Origin of the sequence: Bradyrhizobium huanghuaihaiense, assembly GCF_025200885.1 — a bacterium.
Classification (GTDB): domain Bacteria; phylum Pseudomonadota; class Alphaproteobacteria; order Rhizobiales; family Xanthobacteraceae; genus Bradyrhizobium; species Bradyrhizobium huanghuaihaiense.
Genome location: NZ_CP104172.1, coordinates 8,466,953 through 8,490,526 on the forward strand (window position 1 = coordinate 8,466,953; position 23,574 = coordinate 8,490,526).

The 23,574-nt window shown below is 58.0% G+C and carries 18 protein-coding genes and 2 pseudogenes; 6 read left to right on the forward strand and 14 right to left on the reverse strand.

Going from position 1 to position 23,574, the window contains the following annotated elements; all coding sequences use genetic code 11:
* Window positions 1-54: 54 nt before the first annotated feature.
* Together N2603_RS39640 and N2603_RS39645 are read left to right on the forward strand one after the other, a co-directional pair.
* Entirely contained in the window at window positions 55-924 is an 870-nt protein-coding gene (locus N2603_RS39640; protein WP_260386448.1) for an isocyanide synthase family protein, read from the forward strand.
* A 64-nt stretch (window positions 925-988) separates the two neighbouring features.
* Window positions 989-1,504 (forward strand): annotated as a pseudogene (locus tag N2603_RS39645) (LLM class flavin-dependent oxidoreductase); the annotation flags it as partial.
* A 561-nt stretch (window positions 1,505-2,065) separates the two neighbouring features.
* Here the strand turns inward: N2603_RS39645 and nodU are convergent.
* From nodU to N2603_RS39660, 4 genes are all read right to left on the reverse strand, one after another.
* Entirely contained in the window at window positions 2,066-3,727 is a 1,662-nt protein-coding gene (gene nodU, locus N2603_RS39650) for a nodulation protein NodU (protein ID WP_260424375.1), read from the reverse strand.
* Window positions 3,728-4,286: 559 nt separating this feature from the next.
* Window positions 4,287-4,736, reverse strand: coding sequence for an aminotransferase class I/II-fold pyridoxal phosphate-dependent enzyme (locus N2603_RS39655; protein ID WP_260386449.1), 450 nt, complete (start codon window positions 4,734-4,736; stop codon window positions 4,287-4,289).
* Entirely contained in the window at window positions 4,737-5,033 is a 297-nt protein-coding gene (locus N2603_RS45130; RefSeq protein ID WP_425248955.1) for an aminotransferase class I/II-fold pyridoxal phosphate-dependent enzyme, read from the reverse strand.
* 26 nt (window positions 5,034-5,059) lie between these two features.
* Window positions 5,060-5,431: a hypothetical protein gene (locus N2603_RS39660; RefSeq protein ID WP_260386450.1), complete on the reverse strand. Its 372-nt coding sequence runs from the start codon at window positions 5,429-5,431 to the stop codon at window positions 5,060-5,062.
* A gap of 497 nt (window positions 5,432-5,928) precedes the next feature.
* Between N2603_RS39660 and N2603_RS39665 the strand changes: the two genes are divergently transcribed.
* The gene (locus N2603_RS39665; protein ID WP_260386451.1) at window positions 5,929-6,858 is read left to right on the forward strand and encodes a TIR domain-containing protein; all 930 of its coding nucleotides are present in this window, start codon (window positions 5,929-5,931) and stop codon (window positions 6,856-6,858) included.
* Here the strand turns inward: N2603_RS39665 and N2603_RS39670 are convergent.
* The 3 genes from N2603_RS39670 to N2603_RS39680 all read right to left on the reverse strand — a co-directional run bounded on the left by N2603_RS39670 (window position 6,839) and on the right by N2603_RS39680 (window position 10,591).
* Window positions 6,839-7,357 (reverse strand): Mov34/MPN/PAD-1 family protein, encoded by a 519-nt coding sequence (locus N2603_RS39670; protein WP_260386452.1) that lies wholly within the window; start codon window positions 7,355-7,357, stop codon window positions 6,839-6,841. The genes N2603_RS39665 and N2603_RS39670 overlap by 20 nt on opposite strands.
* Window positions 7,354-9,036 carry a ThiF family adenylyltransferase gene (locus tag N2603_RS39675; RefSeq protein ID WP_260386453.1) on the reverse strand — a complete coding sequence of 561 codons (1,683 nt, stop codon included), beginning with the start codon at window positions 9,034-9,036 and terminating at the stop codon, window positions 7,354-7,356. Before N2603_RS39675 ends, N2603_RS39670 begins: the two co-directional genes overlap by 4 nt.
* A 166-nt stretch (window positions 9,037-9,202) precedes the next feature.
* Window positions 9,203-10,591 carry a transcriptional regulator gene (locus N2603_RS39680; RefSeq protein WP_260386454.1) on the reverse strand — a complete coding sequence of 463 codons (1,389 nt, stop codon included), beginning with the start codon at window positions 10,589-10,591 and terminating at the stop codon, window positions 9,203-9,205.
* Window positions 10,592-10,883: 292 nt separating this feature from the next.
* Here N2603_RS39680 and N2603_RS39685 point away from each other — a divergent pair, with 292 nt between their 5' ends.
* Genes N2603_RS39685 through N2603_RS39695 form a run of 3 tightly spaced genes read left to right on the forward strand, consistent with a single transcriptional unit; the run spans window position 10,884 to window position 17,193 of the window.
* A complete protein-coding gene (locus N2603_RS39685) occupies window positions 10,884-12,008 on the forward strand; it encodes a Fic family protein (protein ID WP_260386455.1) in 1,125 nt (374 codons plus the stop codon).
* Window positions 12,005-12,556, forward strand: a complete 552-nt coding sequence (locus N2603_RS39690; protein ID WP_260386456.1) for a Pycsar system effector family protein — start codon at window positions 12,005-12,007, stop codon at window positions 12,554-12,556. Before N2603_RS39685 ends, N2603_RS39690 begins: the two co-directional genes overlap by 4 nt.
* Before the next feature lie 44 nt (window positions 12,557-12,600).
* Window positions 12,601-17,193 (forward strand): hypothetical protein, encoded by a 4,593-nt coding sequence (locus N2603_RS39695; RefSeq protein ID WP_260386457.1) that lies wholly within the window; start codon window positions 12,601-12,603, stop codon window positions 17,191-17,193.
* 329 nt (window positions 17,194-17,522) lie between these two features.
* Here the strand turns inward: N2603_RS39695 and N2603_RS39700 are convergent.
* The 7 genes and pseudogenes from N2603_RS39700 to N2603_RS39725 all read right to left on the reverse strand — a co-directional run.
* Window positions 17,523-17,669: pseudogene (locus N2603_RS39700) on the reverse strand (IS630 transposase-related protein); the annotation flags it as partial.
* 294 nt (window positions 17,670-17,963) lie between these two features.
* Complete coding sequence (locus N2603_RS39705; protein ID WP_041751139.1) at window positions 17,964-18,215, reverse strand: hypothetical protein; 252 nt, start codon at window positions 18,213-18,215, stop codon at window positions 17,964-17,966.
* Window positions 18,212-19,861, reverse strand: coding sequence for an IS66 family transposase (gene tnpC, locus N2603_RS39710; protein WP_260386458.1), 1,650 nt, complete (start codon window positions 19,859-19,861; stop codon window positions 18,212-18,214). The genes N2603_RS39705 and tnpC overlap by 4 nt, the downstream gene beginning before the upstream one ends.
* A 70-nt stretch (window positions 19,862-19,931) precedes the next feature.
* Window positions 19,932-20,279: an IS66 family insertion sequence element accessory protein TnpB gene (tnpB, locus tag N2603_RS39715; protein WP_247278613.1), complete on the reverse strand. Its 348-nt coding sequence runs from the start codon at window positions 20,277-20,279 to the stop codon at window positions 19,932-19,934.
* The gene (gene tnpA / locus N2603_RS45135; protein WP_074132534.1) at window positions 20,276-20,671 is read right to left on the reverse strand and encodes an IS66-like element accessory protein TnpA; all 396 of its coding nucleotides are present in this window, start codon (window positions 20,669-20,671) and stop codon (window positions 20,276-20,278) included. Before tnpA ends, tnpB begins: the two co-directional genes overlap by 4 nt.
* A 137-nt stretch (window positions 20,672-20,808) precedes the next feature.
* Complete coding sequence (locus tag N2603_RS39720) at window positions 20,809-22,248, reverse strand: hypothetical protein (protein WP_260386459.1); 1,440 nt, start codon at window positions 22,246-22,248, stop codon at window positions 20,809-20,811.
* Window positions 22,249-22,559: 311 nt separating this feature from the next.
* Entirely contained in the window at window positions 22,560-23,483 is a 924-nt protein-coding gene (locus N2603_RS39725) for a hypothetical protein (RefSeq protein ID WP_260386460.1), read from the reverse strand.
* Window positions 23,484-23,574 lie beyond the last annotated feature (91 nt).

A 23,574-nucleotide genomic window follows, 5' to 3' on the forward strand; every position in this document is an offset into this window, starting at 1 on the left:
GAGAGAAATAACCGATTATTAACCCGCGATAAAAAATCTTCTTTCGGAGTTCATATGTCGGGTTGCGATACGGTTGTTTCGAAAGAAGAGGCATTAACCAACACTAAAATAGCGGCTCGTCCGCAACCCTTTGGCAACAAAGCTGTTGACGGAGTATTTGAAGGATCAATCGAAATTGCGGTGCCTGTCACTCCTCGAGCCAAGGAGATCGCGCCAGAAAAGGTCCTGCAAGCCTTTAATACCTGGGCTTTTAAGCGCGAGCAGCCTGACAACTCTGTTGCGATGTTGCAGAGCATTTCCAAATCAATTGCGGTCAGAAATCCCGTTCCGTTTGTGCTCTATTGGGGCAAAGGTCCGCGGTCCAACATCGACAAGCCAGACTTCGAATGTCTGAACTACTTGACTGCCTTCACCCGCCGAATCAGTAAAATATATGCGCCCGGGGCGGCACTAAAGTTGATTTTCACCGATACCCATGCGGAATTGAACGGACATTCGTCACAGAACATACGCCAATATTTTGATGAGGTTGCGGATGGCGCCCGCGAACTCGGTTTCGAGAGCTGTTGGTTGGGCGACCTCACAAAGGACGCGGAAGCGAATGATACAAGTCCCTTAATCGATGAGATCGTACCGGAGCCGACGTTCGAGCGGCTGCTTGCTAGCGCGATGAAATGGTATCGTGGAAATGGAAGCTGTGAAGAGGGCGCATTAGAATATTACCGGATGAACATGGTCGAAAAACGCGCGGTCGAACGTGCATTTCCCGACTCGATTTTCATCACCTTCAATGGAAGCGAATTTCGAAGCCTTTTTCCGCAAAATCTTCCAATCTTCTATATGTATTCGCTTCGCAAAGGGATCAGCATCAAGCCCTGGTTCCTCTTCCCAGATACGGCCGTCTGCGAACAGCGAGCAAGTTAGTCTCGCGCATTGGAAATGCCGCGCCCTAGTGATTGAAATGTATTCTTCCGAGGACGGCCGCGGGCTCGAGCCGATCACCCTGCTCACCGCGATCGCGTCCGGCACAAGATCGGCCTGATCGCGACGGCGTCAACGACCTACACCGAGCCCTACAATCTCGCGCGGCTGTTCGCTTCGCTCGATCACATCAACGGCGGGCGCGCGGGGTGGAACATCGTGACGACGAGCTCGCCGCAAGCGGCGCAAATTTCGGGCTGCCTGAGCATCCGCCGCATCCCGAACGCTACGAGCGGGCGCGGGAATACCTCGATATCATCACGCGGCTATGGGACAGTTGGGAAGATGACGCGGTGGTCAACGTCCCGCCTCCGGCATTTTCGCCGATACTAGCAAAATTCACACAATCGACCATATCAGCAAGCATTTCCGCGTGCGCGGCCCGCTCAACGTCTCGCGGTCGTCGCAGGGCCGGCCAGTCTATGTCCAGGCCGGCTCATCCGAGGATGGACGTGCGTTTGCGGCGCGCTCTGCGGAACCCATCTTCACCGCGCACCAGACACTGGCGAGCGCGCAGGAGTTCTGCAAACATCCGCATGATGTTCCCGAATGTCGAGTTTCGGATTCCTCCAAAGACGAGCGACGGTATCAGTTTCGCCATCGATCCGGATGCGGTGCCCCGTACCAGCATCAATGTCGATGATGCTCTGGCCTTTCGATCGACGCGCTGCCGTCGTCGTCAATGGCGCTTCGGCCACTTCCCGCGGTGGCACAGACGACCCAATCTCGACCGCCAGGAAGGCGCTATATACTCGCTTCAGCGTGCTTGCAAAGCTACTTGCGCCACCTGAACAGCTGGCTCACATGAAGGCCGGCCATGGAGCCGCCCCGGAAACGCTGGCGCCGAGCTCCAGAGATGCTGCAACAAGCCGCTCCGTCTCATCCAGCGACCACCGCGCCGCCGCTCTAGCGATGTGATCATCTCGACCCTCGAAATCGTCATGGCGCTGCCCCTAGGACTACCCCTGGGGCCTGCCGCGATCGCATTCGTCAAACAAGGCGGCCTCTGGCGGGAGGTATCCGATCTTCGGCTGTACGGTCCAGCCTCCGCGCGCTGAGAGAGAAAGATGCCGTTGGCCAGCGCTCAGTCGCCGCCCACGCGTTTCGTCCACAGCATGCCATCGCACCACACGTGGTCAACGCGGTCCCACTGGCAGGCAGATGCCGCACTCGGGAAAAACCCGCGTCCATTGTGATTGGCGCTTGTGTTGCATAGTAGCGGAATGCCCGTGAGGCCTTCGTATTCGACGAGAAGTTCGGCGATTTTGTGCTGAGAGGTCCTGCAAATAGTCTGCAATCGCGCAGATCCGTCCAGATGCACAACAGCGGGAATCTTGTCCCGCCATTCTGCTCGTGTTTGGTGCTCGAAGAGCATGTAAGGGTCTGGCGTTCCAGGACTAAAAATCTCCGGCGCACGATCCTCTAGGCATATTGGCGCTACAGGCCGGAAGTGCTCGCGAAGTTTGATGTCGTTGAGACGTTTCTTCATTCGCGGCGATGTCGCGGCGGCCAGTATGCTTCTGCTACCCAAAGCCCGAGGTCCAAGCTCCGCGCGGCCGGAAAGGAAAATGACGGGCTTGTTGCTGGCGAGAATGGCTGCAAGTTCACGCATGCTACATGGTGAGCCGCCCCATCCGGGCGGCACGTCGCCTCGCTCCACAGCTGGACCACTATAGACGGACCAATCCAATGGTACAAAGCTTTGGTCCGCCGCCAATGCAGAGCAAGCGGCACCTATTGCGGAGCCGCTGTCATTTGGGAAAGGTGGCACCCAGATAGAGTCGAACAAGCCGGCAGCTCGTAGTGCGCTATTCCATTTTATGTTGAGACCGCAACCGCCGGCGATGCACAGATTGCGCGCGGGAAGCCTCGAATGTCTCTGTATAGCACTCGCGAGTTTGGTAACGAGCAGACGCTCTTGGAAGCAATGAAAAGATGCAAGCACATCTTCGGGGGCTTTGGCTTTGAACCGTAGCGCGCTGGCATCGAAGAACTCGTGGACAGGCTCAAGCGCAGCGTCCTCGCTGCAACGACCGACTGGCTCCGTAAACGTGCTAAAGTGCTTTTCGTAGAGCTCCTGAAACACCTCGACAATGCTTTCATCCACTGAACCGAGCGCGATGTAGGCCATCAACTTGCCCGCAACACCGAGGTCCCACTTGGTCCGGTTCGTCTGCTTGTATGGTCCGAAGTGATAGCCCGCGGCAGCATAAGCATGCCCGATCAGCGGGAAGAGGCACTCGAGGAACCTGGCGGCGCGGCGCTCTACATGGTAGAGACGTGGAAAGGAAGCTCCGTCCCACACCAGACAGAACGCGGGCTGCCCGGCCTCGGCGAACGGGCTGGTACAAAAAGCGGAAGCCACATGGGCTGTGACATGCGGATAGCTTTTATAAGGGAAGGCGCTCTCGTTGAGCATCAGGCCAGAGCCGTCGTGCGCTATGAGGAGGCCTTTGGCATCGCGCTCAACATACGGTGCCCCTTTAAGGGTAATGGGTGCAGTCCCACTGAAAACCTCAAATTGTGACTCAACCTCGCCCCACCATCCGTCGATGACGAACCGATCAACGTCCCGCGGATCTAAACCGTGCTCTGCCAAGGCGACAACAACCGCATCGAGATTGTTGATTTTTTGATATCGCGGATTATTGCCCCGCTTCTCCTGCTCGACACAAAAGATAAGCCGTCCGTCCTCGATAAGGGCGACTGCTCCGTCATGGGTCAGTTTGATACCGCAGATGCGCATACTGTCTTCGAACCTAATGTCGGTGATCCACTCGATTGAAGGCGCCGCCACTGTTGCTCATGTCGCGAGACTCAGATGGGCTCCCATCTGTCACGATGCACGCTCTGGGCCAGTTCCAATCAGAGGAATCGCTGGCGATTGTCTGATCAAAGTCGGAGTTGGAAGCGACTTGACCGATTCGTGACACCGGACGCGTTCGGTTTCGGACCAAGCACTCCCGCCTGCGGCGACAATTTGTGTGCATGCGACCTGCGGCCCTTTGTGCCTTCTCCGACGTCGAGTGAACGAGTGCAGCGGAACTCTTTACCGGATAGTTAGATCGTTAACCGATCCTTCTATTCAGACCAGATCAGGAGACGTGACCTCCAGACCCGGCGACGAATCGCGGTCTTTGATGTCACAATTCAACCGGTGCTCGCCGTTAACGAACATAGGAGCTTCTTACATTGCGAAGTGCCAGTCATCAGCTGAAGCGCAGAATTCATATCCATGCCTTTCGTCTGGGACTGGACCGGCGGTTATCTGATCCTAAGGCTATTTAGCGCCTGGACGATACGCTTCAGTCCGACGCAGATGCCCCCGGTGGGGTGCCGAATGAGAGTCGCAGGCCGTTGACGTCGCCAAACGCGTCTCCCGCAACGCGGGCCACATTAGTTTTCTTCAGGAGCCAGCTTGCAAAATCATCCGTCACTCCAACGCGACCTTCGTCCTCCAAAGCAGATGCAAGCCTGTTCAGATCAAGATAGAAGAAGAATGCCCCGTCGGCACGAGGTGGGGTGACATCACGTAGATTAGAAAGGATGCTAAGACCCATGTCGCGAGCCTCGAAAAGCCGTTGGTATGTCTCCCGCTCAGTGCGGCCGCCGATGACCTGAAAGTGGCTCAGCGTAGCCTGCTGCGCCTCTCGACTTGGTGTTATCGCTGCATAGCCCTGAAGCTTTCTTGCGGCGGAGACGATGGCCCTGGGAGCCGCGAAATAACCCGAGCGAGAGCCTGATAGCGCCAGCACCTATGAACATGGATTGACTATGATCGCTCGCGATCGCACGGCGGGGTGCGCCACGACGATCGACTCATGGCGGTGTAAACCAGTGAATACTAATCTTGAGTACCGCTCGTCCGAAATGATCCATATTCGGAATTCGATAGCAAGCTCGCCGACCTCCTGCAATGTTGTTCGACTGTAGACTGCGCCCGTCGGATTGTTGGGTGAATTGATAATCATCGCTTTAGTTCGCGATCTAATGGCAGCTCGGATTGAGTTGACATCAGGAGTATATCGTGGGCGCTGGGCGTCGACGAACACTGGTACTGCGCCAGCGTGACCCAGTGCTAGGACTGCCAGGGGCGGATGATGATAACTTCGTCGCCCCGCTCTAGGACAGCCAAGCCAGAATAAAGCAGCGCTTCCTTTGAGCCGGCAGTGATTGCGATCTCTTCCGCACTCCAATCAAAGCCTGTCTGCGCCGCGAGCCTTTCCACAATAGCTTTGCGGAGCGGCATGAGGCCAATGGGATCCACGACGCCGCTCGCCCCAGAATCGACAGAAACCATCGCCCTCTCGTGCGCTAATGAGAGTGGCTGGAAGATCTCGTCATTTGCGAGATCGATAAATTGATGCTTGCCAAAAGCAGATCCCGACGCCAGGTCCTGGGCGCCGGGCACACGCTCTGTAAAACAGAACGATGTCGAGCCTGACGGCAAAGTGACCTTCTACGGTCGTCGAACTCGAGCAGCGAGCCAAAGCTCGCGACGCAGCCCTATCGCAGCAACAGGAAGATCTCCCACCGCGCGTGGTTCGCCGCCGCTCGTGGCCGGCAACATAGAGACTGTATTCTCTTTGCCTTAGGCGATTTGCGCCGTATAGATGGCTGGATGCGGGCGTGGCGGAACTGGTAGACGCATCGGACTTAAGCCATTGAGTGCCCTGGGGGAAACCCCAGGAGCAGAACTGCTCAAAGTCGGGGAAACCTTCACTGGCAATCCCGAGCCAAGCCCCCGCCAGGGGGAAGGTGTAGAGACTAGACGGGCAGCACCTACAGCGGACAAGCGCCGGGGTGAAGGGATAGTCCAGACCACGAACGCCGGATAGGCGGCGGCGAAAGCCGAAGTGGTACGAAAATCCGTGGGGCCGAGAGGCCTGTGCCGGTTCGAGTCCGGCCGTCCGCACCAAGGATTTCAATCAATGCGCTGAGGTGGAGATGAAAGAGCGATTTGAAGGAGAGCAGAACCGCCCTCAGCTCATTGCGTCCCTTCGCCGCCAGGATTTTGCGGGGGGCCAGTTGGAGATCGCCAATGCCTTGGCTAACGCCGGAGAGCTTGTCGAATTCAAGCCGGGCGATAACATCATCGTCCAGAATGCCGTCGATAACGACATTTATCTGCTGGTAGCCGGAGCTGTCGCCGTCATCGTCAATGGTGCCCACGTTGCAACTCGCTCAGCGGGGCAACACGTGGGTGAAATGGCCGCCATTGAGGCATCGCTTCCGCGTGCGGCAACGGTAACAACTCTTGAGCAGGCCGTGGCACTCAAGTTGACCAGCGCGGCGTTTATGGCTGTCGGCGATAAATTTCCCGGCGTATGGCTGCCGATCGCCCAAGAACTGTCGAAGCGACTGCATCAGCGCAACAAGACAATCTATCTCCCTAATCAAGCCCCTAAGCTGTTCGTCATGTCCTCATCCGAGGCGCTCAAGATCGCGCACGCCCTTCGCACCGGATTGGAGAAGGACGTGTTCAGCACGGTATGGGACGATGGCGTCTTCTTCGCTGGCGGCTATCCCCTCGAAGCGCTTGAGAAGCAAGTCGGCGAGGCGGATTTTGCCGTTGCTATCGCCGAACCTGATGACATCACGGAATCCCGCGGTCAACGGTCGCCCACCGTGCGAGACAACGTGCTCTTCGAGCTGGGGCTGTTTATGGGCAAGCTGAGCCGGTACCGGACCATCCTTGTCCATCCGAGGATCAAGGATCTTAGGCTTCCTTCGGATCTTCAAGGCTTAACGCTTGTGCCCTATCAAGCAGGCGAAGACGCGACGATCGCCGAACGGATCGAAGCAGTCTGCGAAACTATCCGCGAACTCGTCAGGCGATTGGGTGTGCGCACCTTTGCTATCGAAAAAGATCGATAAATCGTTGAAATAAACTTTCCTTTTGAGACTGTTGGAAGACTTCCAGCTCCATCTCGGCGTTGATGGGAGTGGCGTGCGGGCGGAATACGGTCGCGGAAAGCTCAAGATCGGAGCGCCGTACGAGTCTAACGATCAACAACACGGCGAAATGAACTCCGACCTTCGGATCCTGGACTATTTCCCGCATAGTGGCCACATCTTGGCCACTTGGCATCGCTGCAAAAGAAGGGTGTGAGTGCCATTCGCCAAGATAGTTGAAGCGGCTATAGTCGTGGCCCGTCCGTGCGAAGAACTCTTTGAGGAAGGAGGTACTGTGCTCCAGGTCCCTCTCGAAGTGAGCGCGCGAGCCGCCTGACGTTTGCACTGAGATATCGGCCAGCCGGAAGGTTTGATCACAAAGGTATTCGCCGACCATGACGCCGCCGATTTCGCGCGAGCCGGCTCGCCTCAACTCCTGCTTCAATGTCTCGACCAACGCGGCAGGCAGGATGAGCTTCATTGCGGCTTGAACAGTTTCACAATGGCGGTCAACTGTGCGCCGGCCTCCTCGGTGTTGAGGGTCCGTTTTTCCTCCTCTGGGGCGACCCCGAGATCAATGGGGTATGTCTCGAAAGCTTGGCTGAAGACGGACCCGGCCCCGAGCCCGATCGCATATGCGGAGTGAGAGAAATACGAGGGATCGCGGTTCAGCAAGGTATCGATCGCGAGCCTTGCCGCGGGTGCTGCAATTGATGTCACGTCGGCATCATCAGCGATAAGCGGCGGGCCCTCTCCGCCAGTCGCATAATCTCGTGTCGCCCGGACCGGGGTTGCGACTCTTTCGCCGAACCAGTTCTCAATTGCCCTGCGCACCAGCTGCGGCGACGGCTCGATGTTCGGCCTGGATCTAGCTATCAAGCCACCGATGCCCCCACCAAAGACCTCCGCCCAGGTCATCGGCTTTTGAGCAGAGCCTGCAATGGAAGCCAACAAATTGAATACATTTGGATTCGCGGTCGCATCGACAATCAAGTCACAAGCCGCCAATCTACCGAGCACGGATTCCGCATCTTCGCTTGCTTCCTGACCAGCCACACGGATGCGACGTACGGCAACCTCTACCGTTGGCTTAACGTGCCGCAACCGCTGTGCCGTTGCATTGACCTTGTGCGTTCCCACATCGCGCCAATCAAGATCATGGCGCACGAAATTATCCGGAAGCAACACGTCGTCGTCGACAAGATAGAAACGGCCCACACCGGACCTTGCCAACATGGTGGCGAATTTGCTTCCCAGCGAACCGCAGCCAACGACGCCGACCAGCTTCGATTGCAAATGCTGGTGACCGTCGTCCAACCTCTTTGCCTCAACCTGGGGAGGCACGGTGGCGACTGCGTACACGGAATCTTTGAACACCGCGAAAGGATGGATCTGCTCATCCCGCACCAGAACGAGGAACGTCTCATCATCGGAGAACCCGAATTCGCTGACCGCGATCCTGAATTCTTCGAAGTTGGCCGCGGATGGCACAGGTACATCGTTCGGAATGCGCAGAATTGAGACTTGCCGCTCATATGTCTCGGTACTGAGGCTGGCCGGAACGGCTTCATTCGTCCAGACGTCGGCTTCTGATCGCGATATCTTATCAACGACGTAGATGATCGCCTCCGGGCGAAAAAGCATGACCGCATGTCCCGTGAGTTTGGTCCCCACGGTGAGACCGGCAAGGAAACCATTCAGTTCGCGCGTGACCAAGAACCTCAGGTATCTTGCTCGCAGCGACTGCCCCAAGGACACACGATGTGCCGATGCAACGGCCTGAGGTATGCCTGATGCCGGATTCTCTGTGGCGAGCAAACGGTGGGCGCTCTCAACCAGTTGCACGCCCATGATATCCGACGTCCAATTGTCGGGCCGGTACTCCAAGCAAAGCTCTCCCCCTGGACCGAATTGGTGAACAGACCAGCGGGTTTCGTCGCCGCGAGGTAGCACCGACGGCGGGGTATACGGAAAATGAGCCGGGTACTGAAGGGAGATGGGGAATTCACGCTCGCCGACGCATATGTCGGCGTCGAAAACCAACCGCATCGATTGATCGACGCGCCATCCTAGCGGCCTGAGCCATTCGGCGTCGGCAGCCAAGCCATCCAACGCCTCCCGCTCGGACTTGAACCTCGCCAGGTTCGTCACGTACCACATTAAGCGAAGCCGTCCGTCTTCGCGGGTCCGGCCGCTCGATCTGGAAAGCGATACGGCTGAGCGGCCGCGGAGGCCGGCTGCAGCAAGGAGCTTGCAGAAAGCGCTTTGGCAGCCTTTGCCGCCTTATCTCCCTTGGCGGACATCTCCTCGACCGCGGAGTCATAGTTTAGTCCGGAGCGCTTGCGGCCCGAACCGAAGATGGTCCGCACCGGCTCTGACACTTGGCATAGGCGTTGGCACCGATCGCGGTCTCCGTGCCGGCACAGCGGGACTGTTCCTTCTCCGCCGCCAACACGCCGCGGCTCACGGAGCAGCGGATGAGTTCTCCCTTCATGCCTAGACGCGTAATGTTCATCGGCCCAAAATCGAAGCCGATGGCCAAGCCCAGACTGGTCGCATCCGTGCCGTTCGCCTTCAGGCGGGTAAGAGCCAGGTCAAAGCTGCTCCGCATCCCGCCGGAGCACAGGGTCATGTTGCTGATGGTCTCCTCCACATCAGTGGTTTGCGCGGTACCCTCCACCAGCAAGCCATGGACGCAATCGCCGATGAATCGGACCTTCACACCCTTGAAGTCCTCATGAAGCACCGCGTCGAGTTCGGCGCGCAAGACATGCAGAGCCCGAACGACATGTTTCGCGCCCGCGTCGGTTGCGATGTTGTTGCCGACGTATTTGGTGAAGCCGTCCAGGTCGCCGTACACGGTGCAGGCATCCTGGCGGCGTGAGTTCTTCCCGGAAAGGGTTTCGATATCGAGCGTCGAATAGGGTGGTGTGTGCCCGGAAAACTCGAATGCGCTGATCGGATTATTTTTCAGATCTTCCTGCCACTCCTTCACGATCTCGGCGGCCGTGACCTCAAGCTTCGCTTCCTTCTGGCTGGCCTGAATTTCGGCAGTGGTGAGGGGCGTCGTATCAACATCTTTGACCTCGGAAAGTCCGATGGCTTTCCGCGCCTTGTTGGTGAGGTAGATTCCAGTCGCAGTCCCACCTCCAGCACGCTTGGCGGCGTAGTTCGCCGGCTCGCCCAGAAACAGCGGTTCACGATGGCCCCGACGACCATTGTTCACCGCCATGGCCTTGCCGGTGTCGATACCGACCCGCACCTTGGCTGCGGGGTGATCCGCGTCTTCCCCGGTCTGGGCCAGGACGTCGATGATGAGTTGGGCCGTGGCGATGGCCCGGTGCACGCGTTTGGCTTCGTTGTCGTATGGCTTGGCCACTACGGAGTGGAGCCGCTGGTTGTGGAAGTCGACCAGAATGGCATCCACCCGCCCGATGATCCGGTGCGCCGCGCGGTAGTGCAGGTTCAGGAAGCGGAGCGTGCGCTTGTGGCATGTCTCGCCCTCGACATCGGTGACCGCCAGCATATCCTTGACGTTGAGGATGTCCGCGTAGAGATGCACACCATCGACGCGGTAGGCGACCGTGTTCGCCAGGTTTGAGAGGTCCGTGTCGCGGACGTATTCCTTGATCTCGATCGCCTTGAGCGGAAGGCCGTCGATCTTGGCATCGATCCTCTTTGTGGCACGCTCTTTATTCCAATTCCGACCTGCCATTGCTGGTGCTCCGTTTGGATGCGCGGCACGAGCGGTGCCCGGAAGGGCGACGGCGATGGCAGCGCGTATTGATCTCTGCTGTGCGAAGGTGCCTCGTTGACCTTGCACGCGTAACGCGTATATTTAGAACATAGGAAGAACTGATAGAAGGCGGCTGTAACAGATTTGGGCAGTTTTCCCCTCTTTTCGGCCATGCAGAGGTTGGCTGCACTTTTCTCTGCATCTTTTGGGGAGAATAGGCTTGCCGGTGATGAGAATACGCCCCATAATCTCTGCAAGGAATGATGAGATTATGACGTATATCCATGAATTACCGCAATGGCCGACTTTCCGCTGGAATCTGCAGGGAGTTGCCGATCGCCTGGTTGCCGTGCGTCACAAGCAGGGTCGTTTGCTCGGCCGGATGGAGCGTCTCGGCTTCCCGCTCAAAGCTGAAGCCACTCTTCAGACCCTCACCGAAGAAGTGGTGAAGTCGAGCGAGATCGAGGGTGAGGTGCTCGACCGTGACCAAGTCCGGTCGTCCATTGCCCGTCGCCTGGGCATGGACATTGGTGCCCTCACCCCCGCCGACCGCCACGTCGAAGGGGTGGTGGAGATGATCCTGGACGCCACCGAACATTACGCGGACGAGCTCACAGCTGAACGCCTCTTCGGCTGGCATGCGGCGCTCTTTCCCACAGGTCGAAGCGGTATGACCAAGATCGTCGTCGGCGCGTGGCGCACGGCCGAGACCGGGCCAATGCAGGTCGTCTCGGGTCCGATGGGTCATGAGCGCGTGCATTATGAAGCGCCAACGGCCGATCGTCTCGATCAGGAAATGCGGAGTTTCCTGAAGTGGTTCAACGGCAATGCCGCCGGCATCGATCCCGTCTTGAAGGCCGCTCTCGCGCATCTTTGGTTCGTAACCATCCACCCGTTCGAAGATGGAAACGGCCGTATTGCCCGTGCAATCGCCGACCTTGCGCTCGCCCGGTCAGAACAGAGCGCGCAAAGGTTCTACAGCATGTCCGCGCAGATCAGGCGCGAGAGGAGTGACTATTACACCATCCTCGAGCAAACCCAGAAAGGAGACCTCGACATCACCGATTGGATGTCGTGGTTCCTCGATTGCCTGGATCGCGCCTTTGATGGCGCGGATGCCATTCTCGGGGGAATCCTCCGCAAAGCGGACTTCTGGGATCGTCACGCGGCTCGCCAGCTCAATGCACGTCAACGGATAGTCCTCAACCGCCTGTTCGATGGATTTGAGGGCAAGCTGACGTCGTCGAAGTGGGCAAAGCTCACGAAGGTGTCCCAGGCGACGGCGGCAAGGGACATTGAGGAACTGATTGCATACGGCATCCTCAAGAAAGATGCGGCCGGCGGCAGAAGCACCAGCTACTCGCTCGTCGACACACGACCTGATGGCGAACGATGAAGGACGACCAGGAAGAAGCGTTTGAGAAAATTCTCTCAACGCAACTTAGCCGCAACATCGATTTCGTAAAATTCGCGGAGACAAAGAACGCTGCGTTGCTGACGTTTTGCTCAGCATGGATCATCGGCTCTATAAACCTGCTGACCGGGCAGGCCACCCTACCTGCTGGTTACGCCGTAGCCTTCTGTGTTGCCCTGCCCCTATTCGCCGCGGCCGGTCTTCTGTGCATTCTGTCGTTCGTTCCGCAGGTTTTAGACCGCTTTCATCAGCAGGATGAAGACGACAAAAGCCTTCTCTATTGGGGACATATCGCCGAGATACCGGTCGCGCGCTATCACGTGCGGGTAACGGAGCGCTATAAGCCGCAAGAGAACCACAGCATCACCGAGCGTTACCTCGATGACCTGTGTGTGCAGATATCCGTCAATGCCCGCATTGCCACGCGCAAGTTCACGATGTTCAATATCGCGGCTGGGTTCGTGTTCGCAGCCATCCTGACGCTCTCCTCTCCGCCTTTTTGGTGGGGCTTGCGCCTTTTGCTGAAATAATTCGTTAGGTCTCCGAAACTGGTTTAAAATTAGCAGAGCCCACCATGCAAACCATCAACGACCTCCGCGACACCGTCCGCCACCTCAATCCGACTGGATCCGACGGGTTCGAGGGACTGATGGCGGCTGTGTTGACGGAATTGACAGGGCGAACCTTTGCATTGGCAAGCTCCGGCTCACAACGCGGCAAGGACGGCCAATCAATTTTGGACGGTGGCGCGATTTCGTTTGAGGGCAAGCTCTACGAAGATGCGGTGGCGAAAGACCAGATACTCTCGAAAATCGCAGAAATCGCGGTCGATGAGGAAGGCCAGACCGAACTCTGGATCCTGGCTTCGACAGGGCCCATTTCTTCTCAGCACATCAATACCGCGCAACGGGCTGGCAGAAAACTCGGTGTCACCGTCAAAGTGCTTGCCTGGCCCGCAACGGGCCTGTCTGAGCTCGCAACACTGCTTGCCATGGCTCCGAACGCAACGGCCACTTTCCTTTCAGCTCAAACAACAACGTGGCATGCGGATGTTACTGCCCAATTGCAGGCGGTCGCGTCGCATCCCCAGTTTTCCGAACGATCCGCTGAACTGAAGGCTGACCTCCAGCAGCCAAGCCTCGCCCCCGCATTCGCGCTTAAAGACAATGTCACTTGGCTGTCGGCGGCATTTGCGAACAAACAGCGCGCCCGCGTCGTGTTCGGGCAGCCACTTTCCCCCGACGATGCATCAATACCAGGTATTCTGGAGCGGCCCGATCTTCGCGCCAAGGTCGCGGATGCCATCTACGCCAAGCCCGATGGCTCAGTCGTCGCGATCCTGGGAGCGGATGGCAACGGAAAATCCTGGATATTCGCGCAGTCCTGGATGCATGAGCAGCCGAAACCATTAACTGTCATCCTTCTACCTGACGACTTCAAGCCGTCGTCCGCCCTTGAGGCGATGCGGGATCTTCTGATTGCGAAGCTTATTGAGCAAAGCGGCGAGATGTCGAACCTCATCGCGGAGAATCGCTGGCGCGACCACTTAAGACGATGGAGACGCCAGACGGACAACAAGAGGCCACGGCTCGTTGTTTTTGTAGATGGCCTGAATCAACGGGACATCGGCAATTGGGCTCAAGTGATTGACATGCTCGGTGAGGTCGTCGCCGAAATCGGCGGCAGGGTCGTCATCAGCTGTAGAACCCTCTTTTACAAGGATAACCTGGAAGGACGCCTCGTCAGTAACGTTGTCAAATGTGTCGTGCCTGAATGGAATGACGCCGAGCTGGACTCGCTGCTAGCTTCGTTTGGGACGTCCATTGGAAAGCTCAACGCCGACGTTGTACGAAGCTTGCGCAATCCCCGCCTGTTCGGGATTGCCGCGGCTCTCCTCAAAGACCAGAAGATCGATCAACTCGGCGAGTTGAGCGTCAATCGGCTACTGTTCGAGCACATTCGGCTCGGCGCGATATCGGATGGCAATAAGATTCCGACGTGGCAATTCGTCCGTGATATCCGCAAGCATGCCGATCAAATCATCGAACGGCTGAAGGACCATCAACAGGTCGACCTTACCGTCTTTGACCGTCCCAATGCGCTTTCGGGTCACCCCGCGCACAACGTGGCGGAGCAATTTGAACTGACGTCGGCCGGCCGGTTCTTCGAAATTCTTGAAGATGATCCCAGCAAGTACGCTTTGAAGGAGGACGGGCTTTCTCTTGCGCTTGGATTGTCGCTCTTAACGTCCGCGCGGACAGCCTTGCGTCAGAAGAAGAATGTACTCGAAGCGCTCGGTGGCGTCTTGGACCCTATCACCGCGCTGGACAAAACAAGCGATATCCTCCTCGCCGCCATCCTCGCATCAATACTGGAAGAGACGCCCGAGGACGTGACCGCCGCTCTGATCCAATCGTTCGTCGCCCTTCAGAACCTCGATCAGACACTTTACACCGAATTTCAGGCGCTGCTGAAGCAAGAGCCTCGTCCTTTCCTCGTCGCCCTTGAGAACTCCGCCCTCATAGAAGGCGTCACCGCCAATCAATCCTGGCTTGTCCAAGCCATACACGACGGACGGACGACGCCGGCATGCTCAAAGGCGTTGAAAGAAACACTGCTGCGTTGGCTGAGTATGTATTCAGACGATCCAGAACGCACGATGTCACCTTCGCATCCAGGGGACCAGGACGAAAAGCACAAGGAGCAACGTGCGAAACGCGCAGCCGAAATCGCCAGCAAAGTCCAGCACCTTTGCAAGGCCGAACAAGCCTTTCTTGACGGTCTCATTCAGCAAAAGCGTGGCGATTACAGCCAACTCAGCGCGTTGGCCTTCCAGTTTCTGGCGGGCCATCCCTTGGCTGAATATGCGGATGGTTTTCGCAACTGGGCTTTCGCAGCCGCCTTCAATGGCGGTTACCGCGATCACCACGATGAATTCAATGCCCTGCTCCGGCTGAACGTCATCGATTGGGCCGAGACCCGTGCCGCGATATTGACCGCGGCGAAACTCTTCCAGGCCCCTGATACATCCAAGACCGGTCAGTGGGCTCTCGTCTATTTGCTGAATGCCACAGCAGACAGCGACGATGCGGCGGCGGCGGAAGAAATCTACGAAATCCTCACGAAAGACCAAGAACACTTCGCCGGGTGGCGCCTTGTCGAAAACTATTGCGCGACCGATCCTTGTGACCCTGCATCCTCTTGTCCCGACAATATCGAGAAGACGGCGCAGCAATATTCCTCGATAGATGTAGCCAAACTTCGCTTGTACATGGGCAACGGGCAAGAGGACCATTTTTTTGAGATGGCTCGCGTGGGCCTGGCACGCTTTAGGCCGAGCGCGGCCATCGACGTGATGCGCCGCTTTGCTGACCACGCTCTACCCAGGTCGACCGACGAATTCCGCATGGCGGCTTTTTCGCTCGAACAACACACGTCGGCGCTAGACGCCTCCCTTGCACGCAGATTTGTCGCAAAAGCAGCGGAGATTGCAGCCGAAGCGTTGAGTGGCGACAAAAACAATGAGAAACACATCGCGGCACAGTACGCTCTGCTCATAGCTTTCCCGCACATGGACGGAAGCGACCAACTCGATGCCCTGCTTGCTCACCCCAAAGATTCAACCTTTCTTTGTGCGCTAGCTGACCTCTTCCAACCGTGCGATCCGATAAAATTGGAAGAAGGCCTCGCCCACGCCATCACTGAAGGTAACGAAGTCGCGCAATTCCGTGCCCTCGCATTTGCGGAACAATCATCGACACCGCTGACCTTGCGCACCAAGGAGCTGGCGGGGAGCCTGCTGAAATCAGCTCATAGTCATGTCCGCTTGTCTTGCTTAGGGCTTATTCAATCTACTCAGGATCCGACACTCCTTACCGCGCTTGCCGACAGCGGTTGGACCGCGACAGACCTTGATAGCGCGACTCGCCGGGCCGAGATATCGAATGGTTCCGAAGCCCTCGTAGCGGCGTCGAAAATCGGCCTCATTTCGATTGAGTCATGCCTGGAACGCATCGACATTTCTTCCTATCAACGATTGGTAGAGCTTCTGGGCTCACCTGCGGCATTGGCTATCGCGGGCCGGCTTGAGACAGCCATCGAGAAGGCCACGAAGTTCAAGATACTTCGTAACCTTCCGGACATCGAGCAACTGTTCGAAGATCGACATTGGCCGTCCTTCATTAGGGTTTCCGATCGGCGGCCTCCCCAAAGGACGCTTTCGCCAGAACATCTCAGGGAACTCGCCGACACTGGCGACGCCTGGTACGAAAGGCAGAAGCGCAACCAAGCTGCCGCAGAACAATTTGAGAGAGACCTCACAGAGGCCGGCGCGCAGCTCATCATCCGGAGTATTACCTCGGGCCTCGTCCGTGAAATCGACAAGGTTGCTCCGCGGACCGTAGACAAGTGGCTCGATAGTTTCCTGACCATGGATCAAGAGAGCCTGGACAATCTGCACAACACCGCTTCGGCCGTCGCTGAAGCGATATCCTATCGAAACTCTGCCGGCGCCGCTTCGCTGATGCTACGTCTTTCGAAAGGAACGCCTCCGGTCCGCGCCAGCTTCGGTAGGGACCATCTCGGCATCGATGCAGTGACAGTTTGGGCAGCCGATTCCACCAATGAGACAAGAGACATCCGGTTCTCCCGACTTGACCGCATGGCGAACGATCATGACCTGGCGAACGAGGTGCTGGCCGCCCTTCGTGCTGGTCGCGAGTCTGAACTTCGAGACTATGTTTTCGACCGCCGCAATCGACCGGAGCCGGCTCACCGCGCGCGCGCCGCGATGGTCGCTGGGTTGTCGCCCGATGAGCCGTGGGCCCTTGAAACAATCGAGATGCTCAAGGACAGCAAAGGCTACTTGCAGGGAGCATACAAGGGCGCTTCCTATGCCATGGATCGTCATACTTGGTCGAAGCATTGGGCCAACCTGATGGTGCGGGCGACGAGCCAAGAAGAATTTTGGCGCTATAGCGTTCTTCTTTGCAAGATCCTCGACGGTCGGTTTAGGCGGTCCGACATGGAAGGTCCTAATCCCCTCGTGGAGCGGTTCGGAACAACGTTGGAAAGCACTCTCATCAACCGGATCAAACGCTGGAAGAACCACCGCGAATCCAAGCTCTTCGGCATGCGGGCACCAGATCCGATTTACCTTCGGAAATGAACCGGCTGGCCGTTTCGCACACAGTGTCCAAGGTCGATTTTGATGAGGATATGTGCCCCCGTTCGGGTAGCCTGATCAGACAAACCGTGTCGTCTCTGCGCCACCTGTCCTGATGTGATTGTGCCATTGCGTTGCACGAGGAAACGTCATCGCTGAAACTGTCGTCAACCGCGTGCCGGCAACGACCGGCACCAGAACGTTTTTGTCTCCGGCCGGTCCTGCCTCGCGGCGATTCCCAACCTGGAGAATGAAATGCCTGCAAAACCCAAAGCCAAGAAGCCGAGTCACTAAAGCGTGATGGCATTAAGTTCGATAGCCTGAATTTTTGAGGTAGTTGGCGCATCGACCCGCCGCATCCAGCCGATAGCCGTGCTAATCGCTACTCCAAACTGCTTGGCCGCCTGATTGCGGGACATCCCGCTCTCAATTGCCGCCACAACGCGCTTGCGAAGATCAAGAGAATAAGGCTTGCCCATCCATGCTGGCCTCCTGCCCAGCCAGCATGGTGAATCAGAAACGGACTGATTTGGGGATCCAAAATCGATTCAGGCTAAACCCATCCCGCTTTAGGCCTTTGTCATCACAGGCGAAGGCGAGAGTGCGTTCTGGACCAAGATCGGCGCGGTCTGGCCGCATGACGACGGCAAGGGCTTTAACGTCGATCTGATCGCCCTACCCGTCAGCGGAAGGCTTGTCATTCGCGAGAGAAAGGAAACCGACAAATCGTGACAAGATGGTACGCATCCGGCGTAGGCCGCAGGCTGGTGGGATCATTCCCGTTGCCAGCGCGTGAGCAGCTTGGGGTTTTCTTTGTAGAACCTGACGAGCTCGATCAGGTTTTCGATGCCAAAGTCGGTGAAGGCCTGAACACCATCTTCGCCGACGCCATAGACCCAGATCAGGCCGTCCTCGATCTCCATTTCGATGGCAATGTCGCGCAGCCAGTCTTCGTCTTCACCGAGGTCCTTTGCGACCTGGGTGATGGTGGTGACGTGATGAACCTTGTTGACGTGCGTGGTCATGCCGCTCGAGCGGAGAACGCTGATGCCGGCGTCCAATTCCAGGGCAGAAGCTCGTCCAGCCGGTGAGCTGGGTGGGCGGCGATGCGGGCAAGGATATCCGTGAGCCAGGCCTGTGGATCGACGCCATTCATTTTGGCCGTGATGATCAAGCTATACATGGAAGCCGCGCGCCGTCCGCCGCGATCAGAGCCGCAGAACAACCAGGATTTTCGTCCAAGAGCGATGCCTCGCAAGCCTCTTTCGGCGGCATTGTTCGAGAGACAGACTCGTCCGTCCTCCAGGAACAGCGTGAAGCTCGCCCACCGCTTCAGGATGTAGTTGAACGCCTTGGCCAGGTCGTGCCCACGGGACAGCTTGGCGAGCTGCTCCCGCATATAGACCTGCAGGTCCTCGACCAGAGGCCGGCTCAGCGTCTGTCGCATCTCCAGACGCTCTTCGGGGCTCCTGCCATTGATGGAGCGCTCGATCTCGAACAGCGCATCGATCCGCCGCACGACCTCGACCGCGATGGGCGAGAGCGGAATCTCCTTCTTGCCGGTGGCCTTGCGACGCGCATTCTCTTCGATATCGGCCATGGCGAAGAATGGGCGCCGCGCATGGACCCAACACGCCGCTTCCCGGATCGGTCCAGGGTGGCGTCCCGCCAGATAGAGCTGGTTGTACCCGTCATAGGCGTCGGCCTGCAGGATGCCGGCATACCCCGCCAGATGCGCCTGGGGATGCTCGCCCCTACGGTCGCGGGAGTAGTAGAACATCGCCGCCGGCGGCCCGGCGCCGCCAAACGGCCGATCGTCCCGGACGTAGATCCAGCACCGTGCCGTATCGGTCTTGCCCTTGGCCAGCACCGGCACCGTCGTATCATCGGCATGCAGGCGCTCGGCCGCCAAGACATGGGCTTCGACCAGGCGCAGCAGGGGATCCAGCGACGCACTGACCGATCCCACGGCGTCCGCCATGGTCGACAGCGCGATCGGCACGCCTTCCAGGGCGTAGCGCTCGGCCTGGCGGTTTAAAGGCTGATGTTGGCCGAACTTCTCGAACATGATCATGGCCAACAGGCTCGGGCCGGCCCATCCCCGTGCGACGGCATGGAATGGCGCCGGGGCCTGGCTGATCTTCTCGCAGTCGCGGCAGGAGAACTTCTCCCGCACCGTCTCGATCACCTTCCACTGGCGTGGTACCACTTCCAGTGTCCTCGTCACGTCCTCGCCGAGCTTGCGCAGACGATTGCCGCCACAGCACTCGCAAGCCGTCGGCGGCTCGATCACCACTCGTTCGCGCGGTAAATGCTCAGGGAACGTCTGGCGCTCGCCGCGCTTGCGCGTAAATCCGCGCACCGTCGTCGCCTTGGCCACAGCGCGCTCTGCCACGAGCTCGTCTTCAGTGGCGTCACTTTCCAGCTCTTCGAACGTCAAAGCCAGCTGCTCGATCAGGCGCGACGAACGCTCCGACCGCTGGCCGTAGATCTGATGCTTTAGCTTGGCAATTTGCAGCTTCTGCTGGGAAATCAGCGCTTCGTCCTCAGACGCTTTCGCACGGGCGACCGCAAGTTCAGCGGCGATCTCCAACCCCTTCGCGCGCTCGGCTGCCAGCGCCGCTTTCAGGGCGGCAATGTCATCCGGAACAGCGTCGCGCTCAGCATCCATGCGACACAGTGAATCACAGATTGGAAGCGTTGGGACTCCCCAAAAATGCAAAATCTGCTGGATTTTGTGCTCACCCCGCGCTTCTCGGTCGCCAGCTCAGTTGTGGATTCCGCCAGTCGATCCCTTCCAGCATATAGGCCATCTGCGCCGCTGAGATCGATACCGCGCCGTCCGACGCCGAAGGCCAGATGAACTTGCCGCGGTCCAGGCGCTTGGCATAGAGCGACATGCCCAGCCCATCATGCCAGAGAATCTTGACCAGATCGCCGCTGCGGCCCCGGAAGATGTAGAGATCGCCGGCATGGGGATCGCGCTTCAGGCTCTCCTGAACCGTAAGAGCCAGGCTTCGCATGCCGCGGCGCATATCGGTGTGGCCGGTCGCGATCCAGACCCTGACGCCGTTCGGAATCGGAATCATCGTCGTCGCAAGAGCTCAAGAACCTGCTGCAGCGCCTCAACGTCCACGTCACGGTCAACGCGAACACGACAGCCGCCCCCGAGCTCAATCTCGATGATTCCAGCCCTTGCACGCTGCGCAGGCGGTGAAGACGCCAGTTGTGGTGCGCCGCTCGAGATCGGAGCCGCTACAGGTGTGATCTCGACGGGAACAAGAGCAGGCGCAGCATCTCCGCCCAGTCGCCCCTGGCGCGCTTGTCGACGCCAGGTGAACAGCAGGCTATGAGCCACCCCGTGCCGGCGTGCCACCCCGCAGACCGTCTCGCCGGGCTGCAAGGTCTCTTCGACAAGGCGGACCTTCTCGTCGTAACTCCATCGCCGCCGACGCTCGGCGCCCAACACATTGACCTGCATTCCCGACGTGACCTTAAAGCTAGACTTAAGGTCAAATCCTCACGCCGCCTCGCAAACTACACAAGGCGGCCTTCGCCGGAGAGATACACAAGATGCCCCTTCGGGGGCATTTCTGCTGGATTCTTTCCGCGTGCGGTCTAGTTACCGGTATCGGGCAGAACCCATGCCGCCTTGAGCATCGCTGCCAGCTCAAGCGACTCGGAGACTGTCAGGCCCGAGAGCTCATGCGCCAGTCTTCGAACATCAACCGCTTTCTGGCTGCCCGGATATTCATCCTCCGAGAGACGGGACATGATAGCGCTGCCGGCCTTGAAGTACCCGAGTTCGGTCCTCATTTTCTGAGCCTTTTCGATGTCTTCCGCGGTCCAATCCACAGTGTCCATGAAGAAGAAGTCTTCCGATGATCCTTTCACGCCCCGGGCGTCCATTGCGATTCCCACAATAAATCGCTTCTCTGGGTTCACTGCCTTTGCAGCTACGCAGCGCAGCTGAAGATCCTTGGCGCGCTCGGCACGATAAGCAGCGTGATCCTTTCCTTGATCACCGCGCCCAATATACAGCACGTAGCTGACATCGCTTTGATCCGACGGCAGCAACGTACTGATCGCATGTTTTTTAGCTATCTCCGCTCTTTCGAGAATAGCCTTGGACAATATTCTTCTAAAGAACCGCGTCTCCCCCGCCATTATCCGAACTGTGCGCTCATGATCCGACATGCTGAGTTCATTGCCGAATTCAAGCGTTTCGTTCAGGTAATGATCGGAAATGTATTCAATGAGCCCATCCCAAAAATAGCTGACCTCATTTGCCTCCCGGCCCGCCAGAAACTCTGGCGATGACTCCACCTGCTCCCAAAGGTTGGGCACAATCCGGTATGGTCCTTCTTCCGCCGGAAATGTCCGGTTGTGCCAGAGATAACGAGCCAAAAGATCGGTTTCCGCTTCCGCGAACTTGAAGTTGCCCGTTTCCATCAAGGCGACTTTGCTGTCGAGATAGTGGATAAAGTCCTTGATCGTCGAAAGCTCGCTAAGAATCGTCGTTAGGCTCGTATCGTCGAACACATGTACCCAGCCAGACGCCTTGTCCGTCCGGCCTACGGTGAACCGTATGGCGTCGTTCAGCACGGCTGGTTCGATCTTCAGTGCACGTGTCCCCGTTTCGACTTCCGCACGATCCAGAGCACCCAGCGCGACACAGATGCGATGCACCCTCATATCGTTCGCGTTCGGCAGCTCGATCGGAAGCTTTTCAGTACATTTCGCGTCCAAGAATACCCTGTCGGGGCACGACCGTATCCAACGCTCCGCCTGTGCAATCTGGTGCGCCGAGTCCGCAATCGACCGTCTGTACCAGCGCGACCAATCGAGATCGGCGTCGCCTGTGTCTGGATAGCTGCACGATTTATCTGAAAAGATGATGACGTCGCTTCCGAATACGACCAGGAGATCAATCAGCTCTTTGCCCGGTGATTTCTTGAACAGGTTGGGATAGGTCCAAAGCTTCAGGAATGATCTGTCGCAGAGTTCTGCCAGCAAATTCTCGGAGGCCGTCAGGCCTTCAGAACGCTTGAAGCGCATGTCTCATTCCTCTCACCTGATCATCCACCAGCTTCTTTGTACGGCACCCCACCAATTTGTGAGCCTATCATATGCGCCACGGGCGAAATACTGGCGCGTCAACAACAGCTGACCGGGCTCTACGCGCAGGCGCGCCGGGCCAAAACGTCCCGGCTTTCGGTTACGATCCCTCGCGCAAGGCGCCGGGCACCAGCCTCACCGTAAGCCGCAGATAGCCGCCGGAGCTTCTTAAGCCGTGGACTTCCCGCTCGGAGCATTGGAAGTGGCGACGTTGACCGGCTTCCCCAGCGCTTTGACGACAATCGACCCCTTCAATCAAATGCGGAGACAGTGGATCTACCGGAAATACGCGGGCGGTGGCGAGCCGTTCTTCTCGGTGTTGACGCGCCATTCGCTTGGGGACGCGTAAGGCCGATCGGGTAGATCTTCACCTCGTCTTCCGTGATCCTCATCCGCAGGAAATTGCGGTGACTATCAAGCCTCATGGAGCTGAAAGCGTCATTGTGGTTCATCTTGTAGCGGGCTGACGTGAGGTACAGGTATATTCCGAAGCAGTAGCCCCCGAGCAATGCGCCGACGAGCGTCATCTCGGCGAGGAAGACAACGATGCCCGGCAAGTGCCAGCCTCCAAACGGCGGAAGCCAGCCGTTCAGATAATCGAATAACAGCGCCGCAAGGATCGCGACCGTCGAATGCACCGCGCCATTGGCCGCGGAGATCAACTGTACAACCCTGCTGTTCCCTTCCTGGCGCTTGGTATAGGCCCAGAAGTCCAGGCCGAAGAGAAGCGGAACGAGCACCAGCGAGTCCGGCCAGAGATGCACCGTTGCGAGCCCCGCCAGCCAGTAGATTGCCCCGAGCAGAAAACAGAAGCCGGGGTTCAGGCTCACGAAACTGAAGTTGCCTTTCAGCAATTCCAAGCCTTCCGTCCTGCTTCGATAGCAGGCTGCCGCCTCGCAATCTTCGTGCGGTGAATCCGGCTTCGTTTTGAGCTTGAGTTCGGTCACCCGGCTGCCGAGCCATGACTTGTTGCCGTCTTTCGGATCGAGAACCACGTTGTCCTCGAGCTGGTGCGTGGGGCGGAGAAACGCTCCGCCGCCGCCGGAGGTGATGAACTGCGTTACGCCGTCGTTGCCTGAATATCGGCTGTAGTGGTGCGTATCGCCCGACAACACGATTGGGATTTGCAGGTTCCGCTTCGCGTTCACAGGAAGGCTTTCAACGACTTCAAGCACTCGCACCTTGTCGCTCCGGTGTGGCGCTTTTCGCACACAGTCGTAGCATCTTGAACACCGTCTGAGGGCCTGAACGACGCACAACACTCAC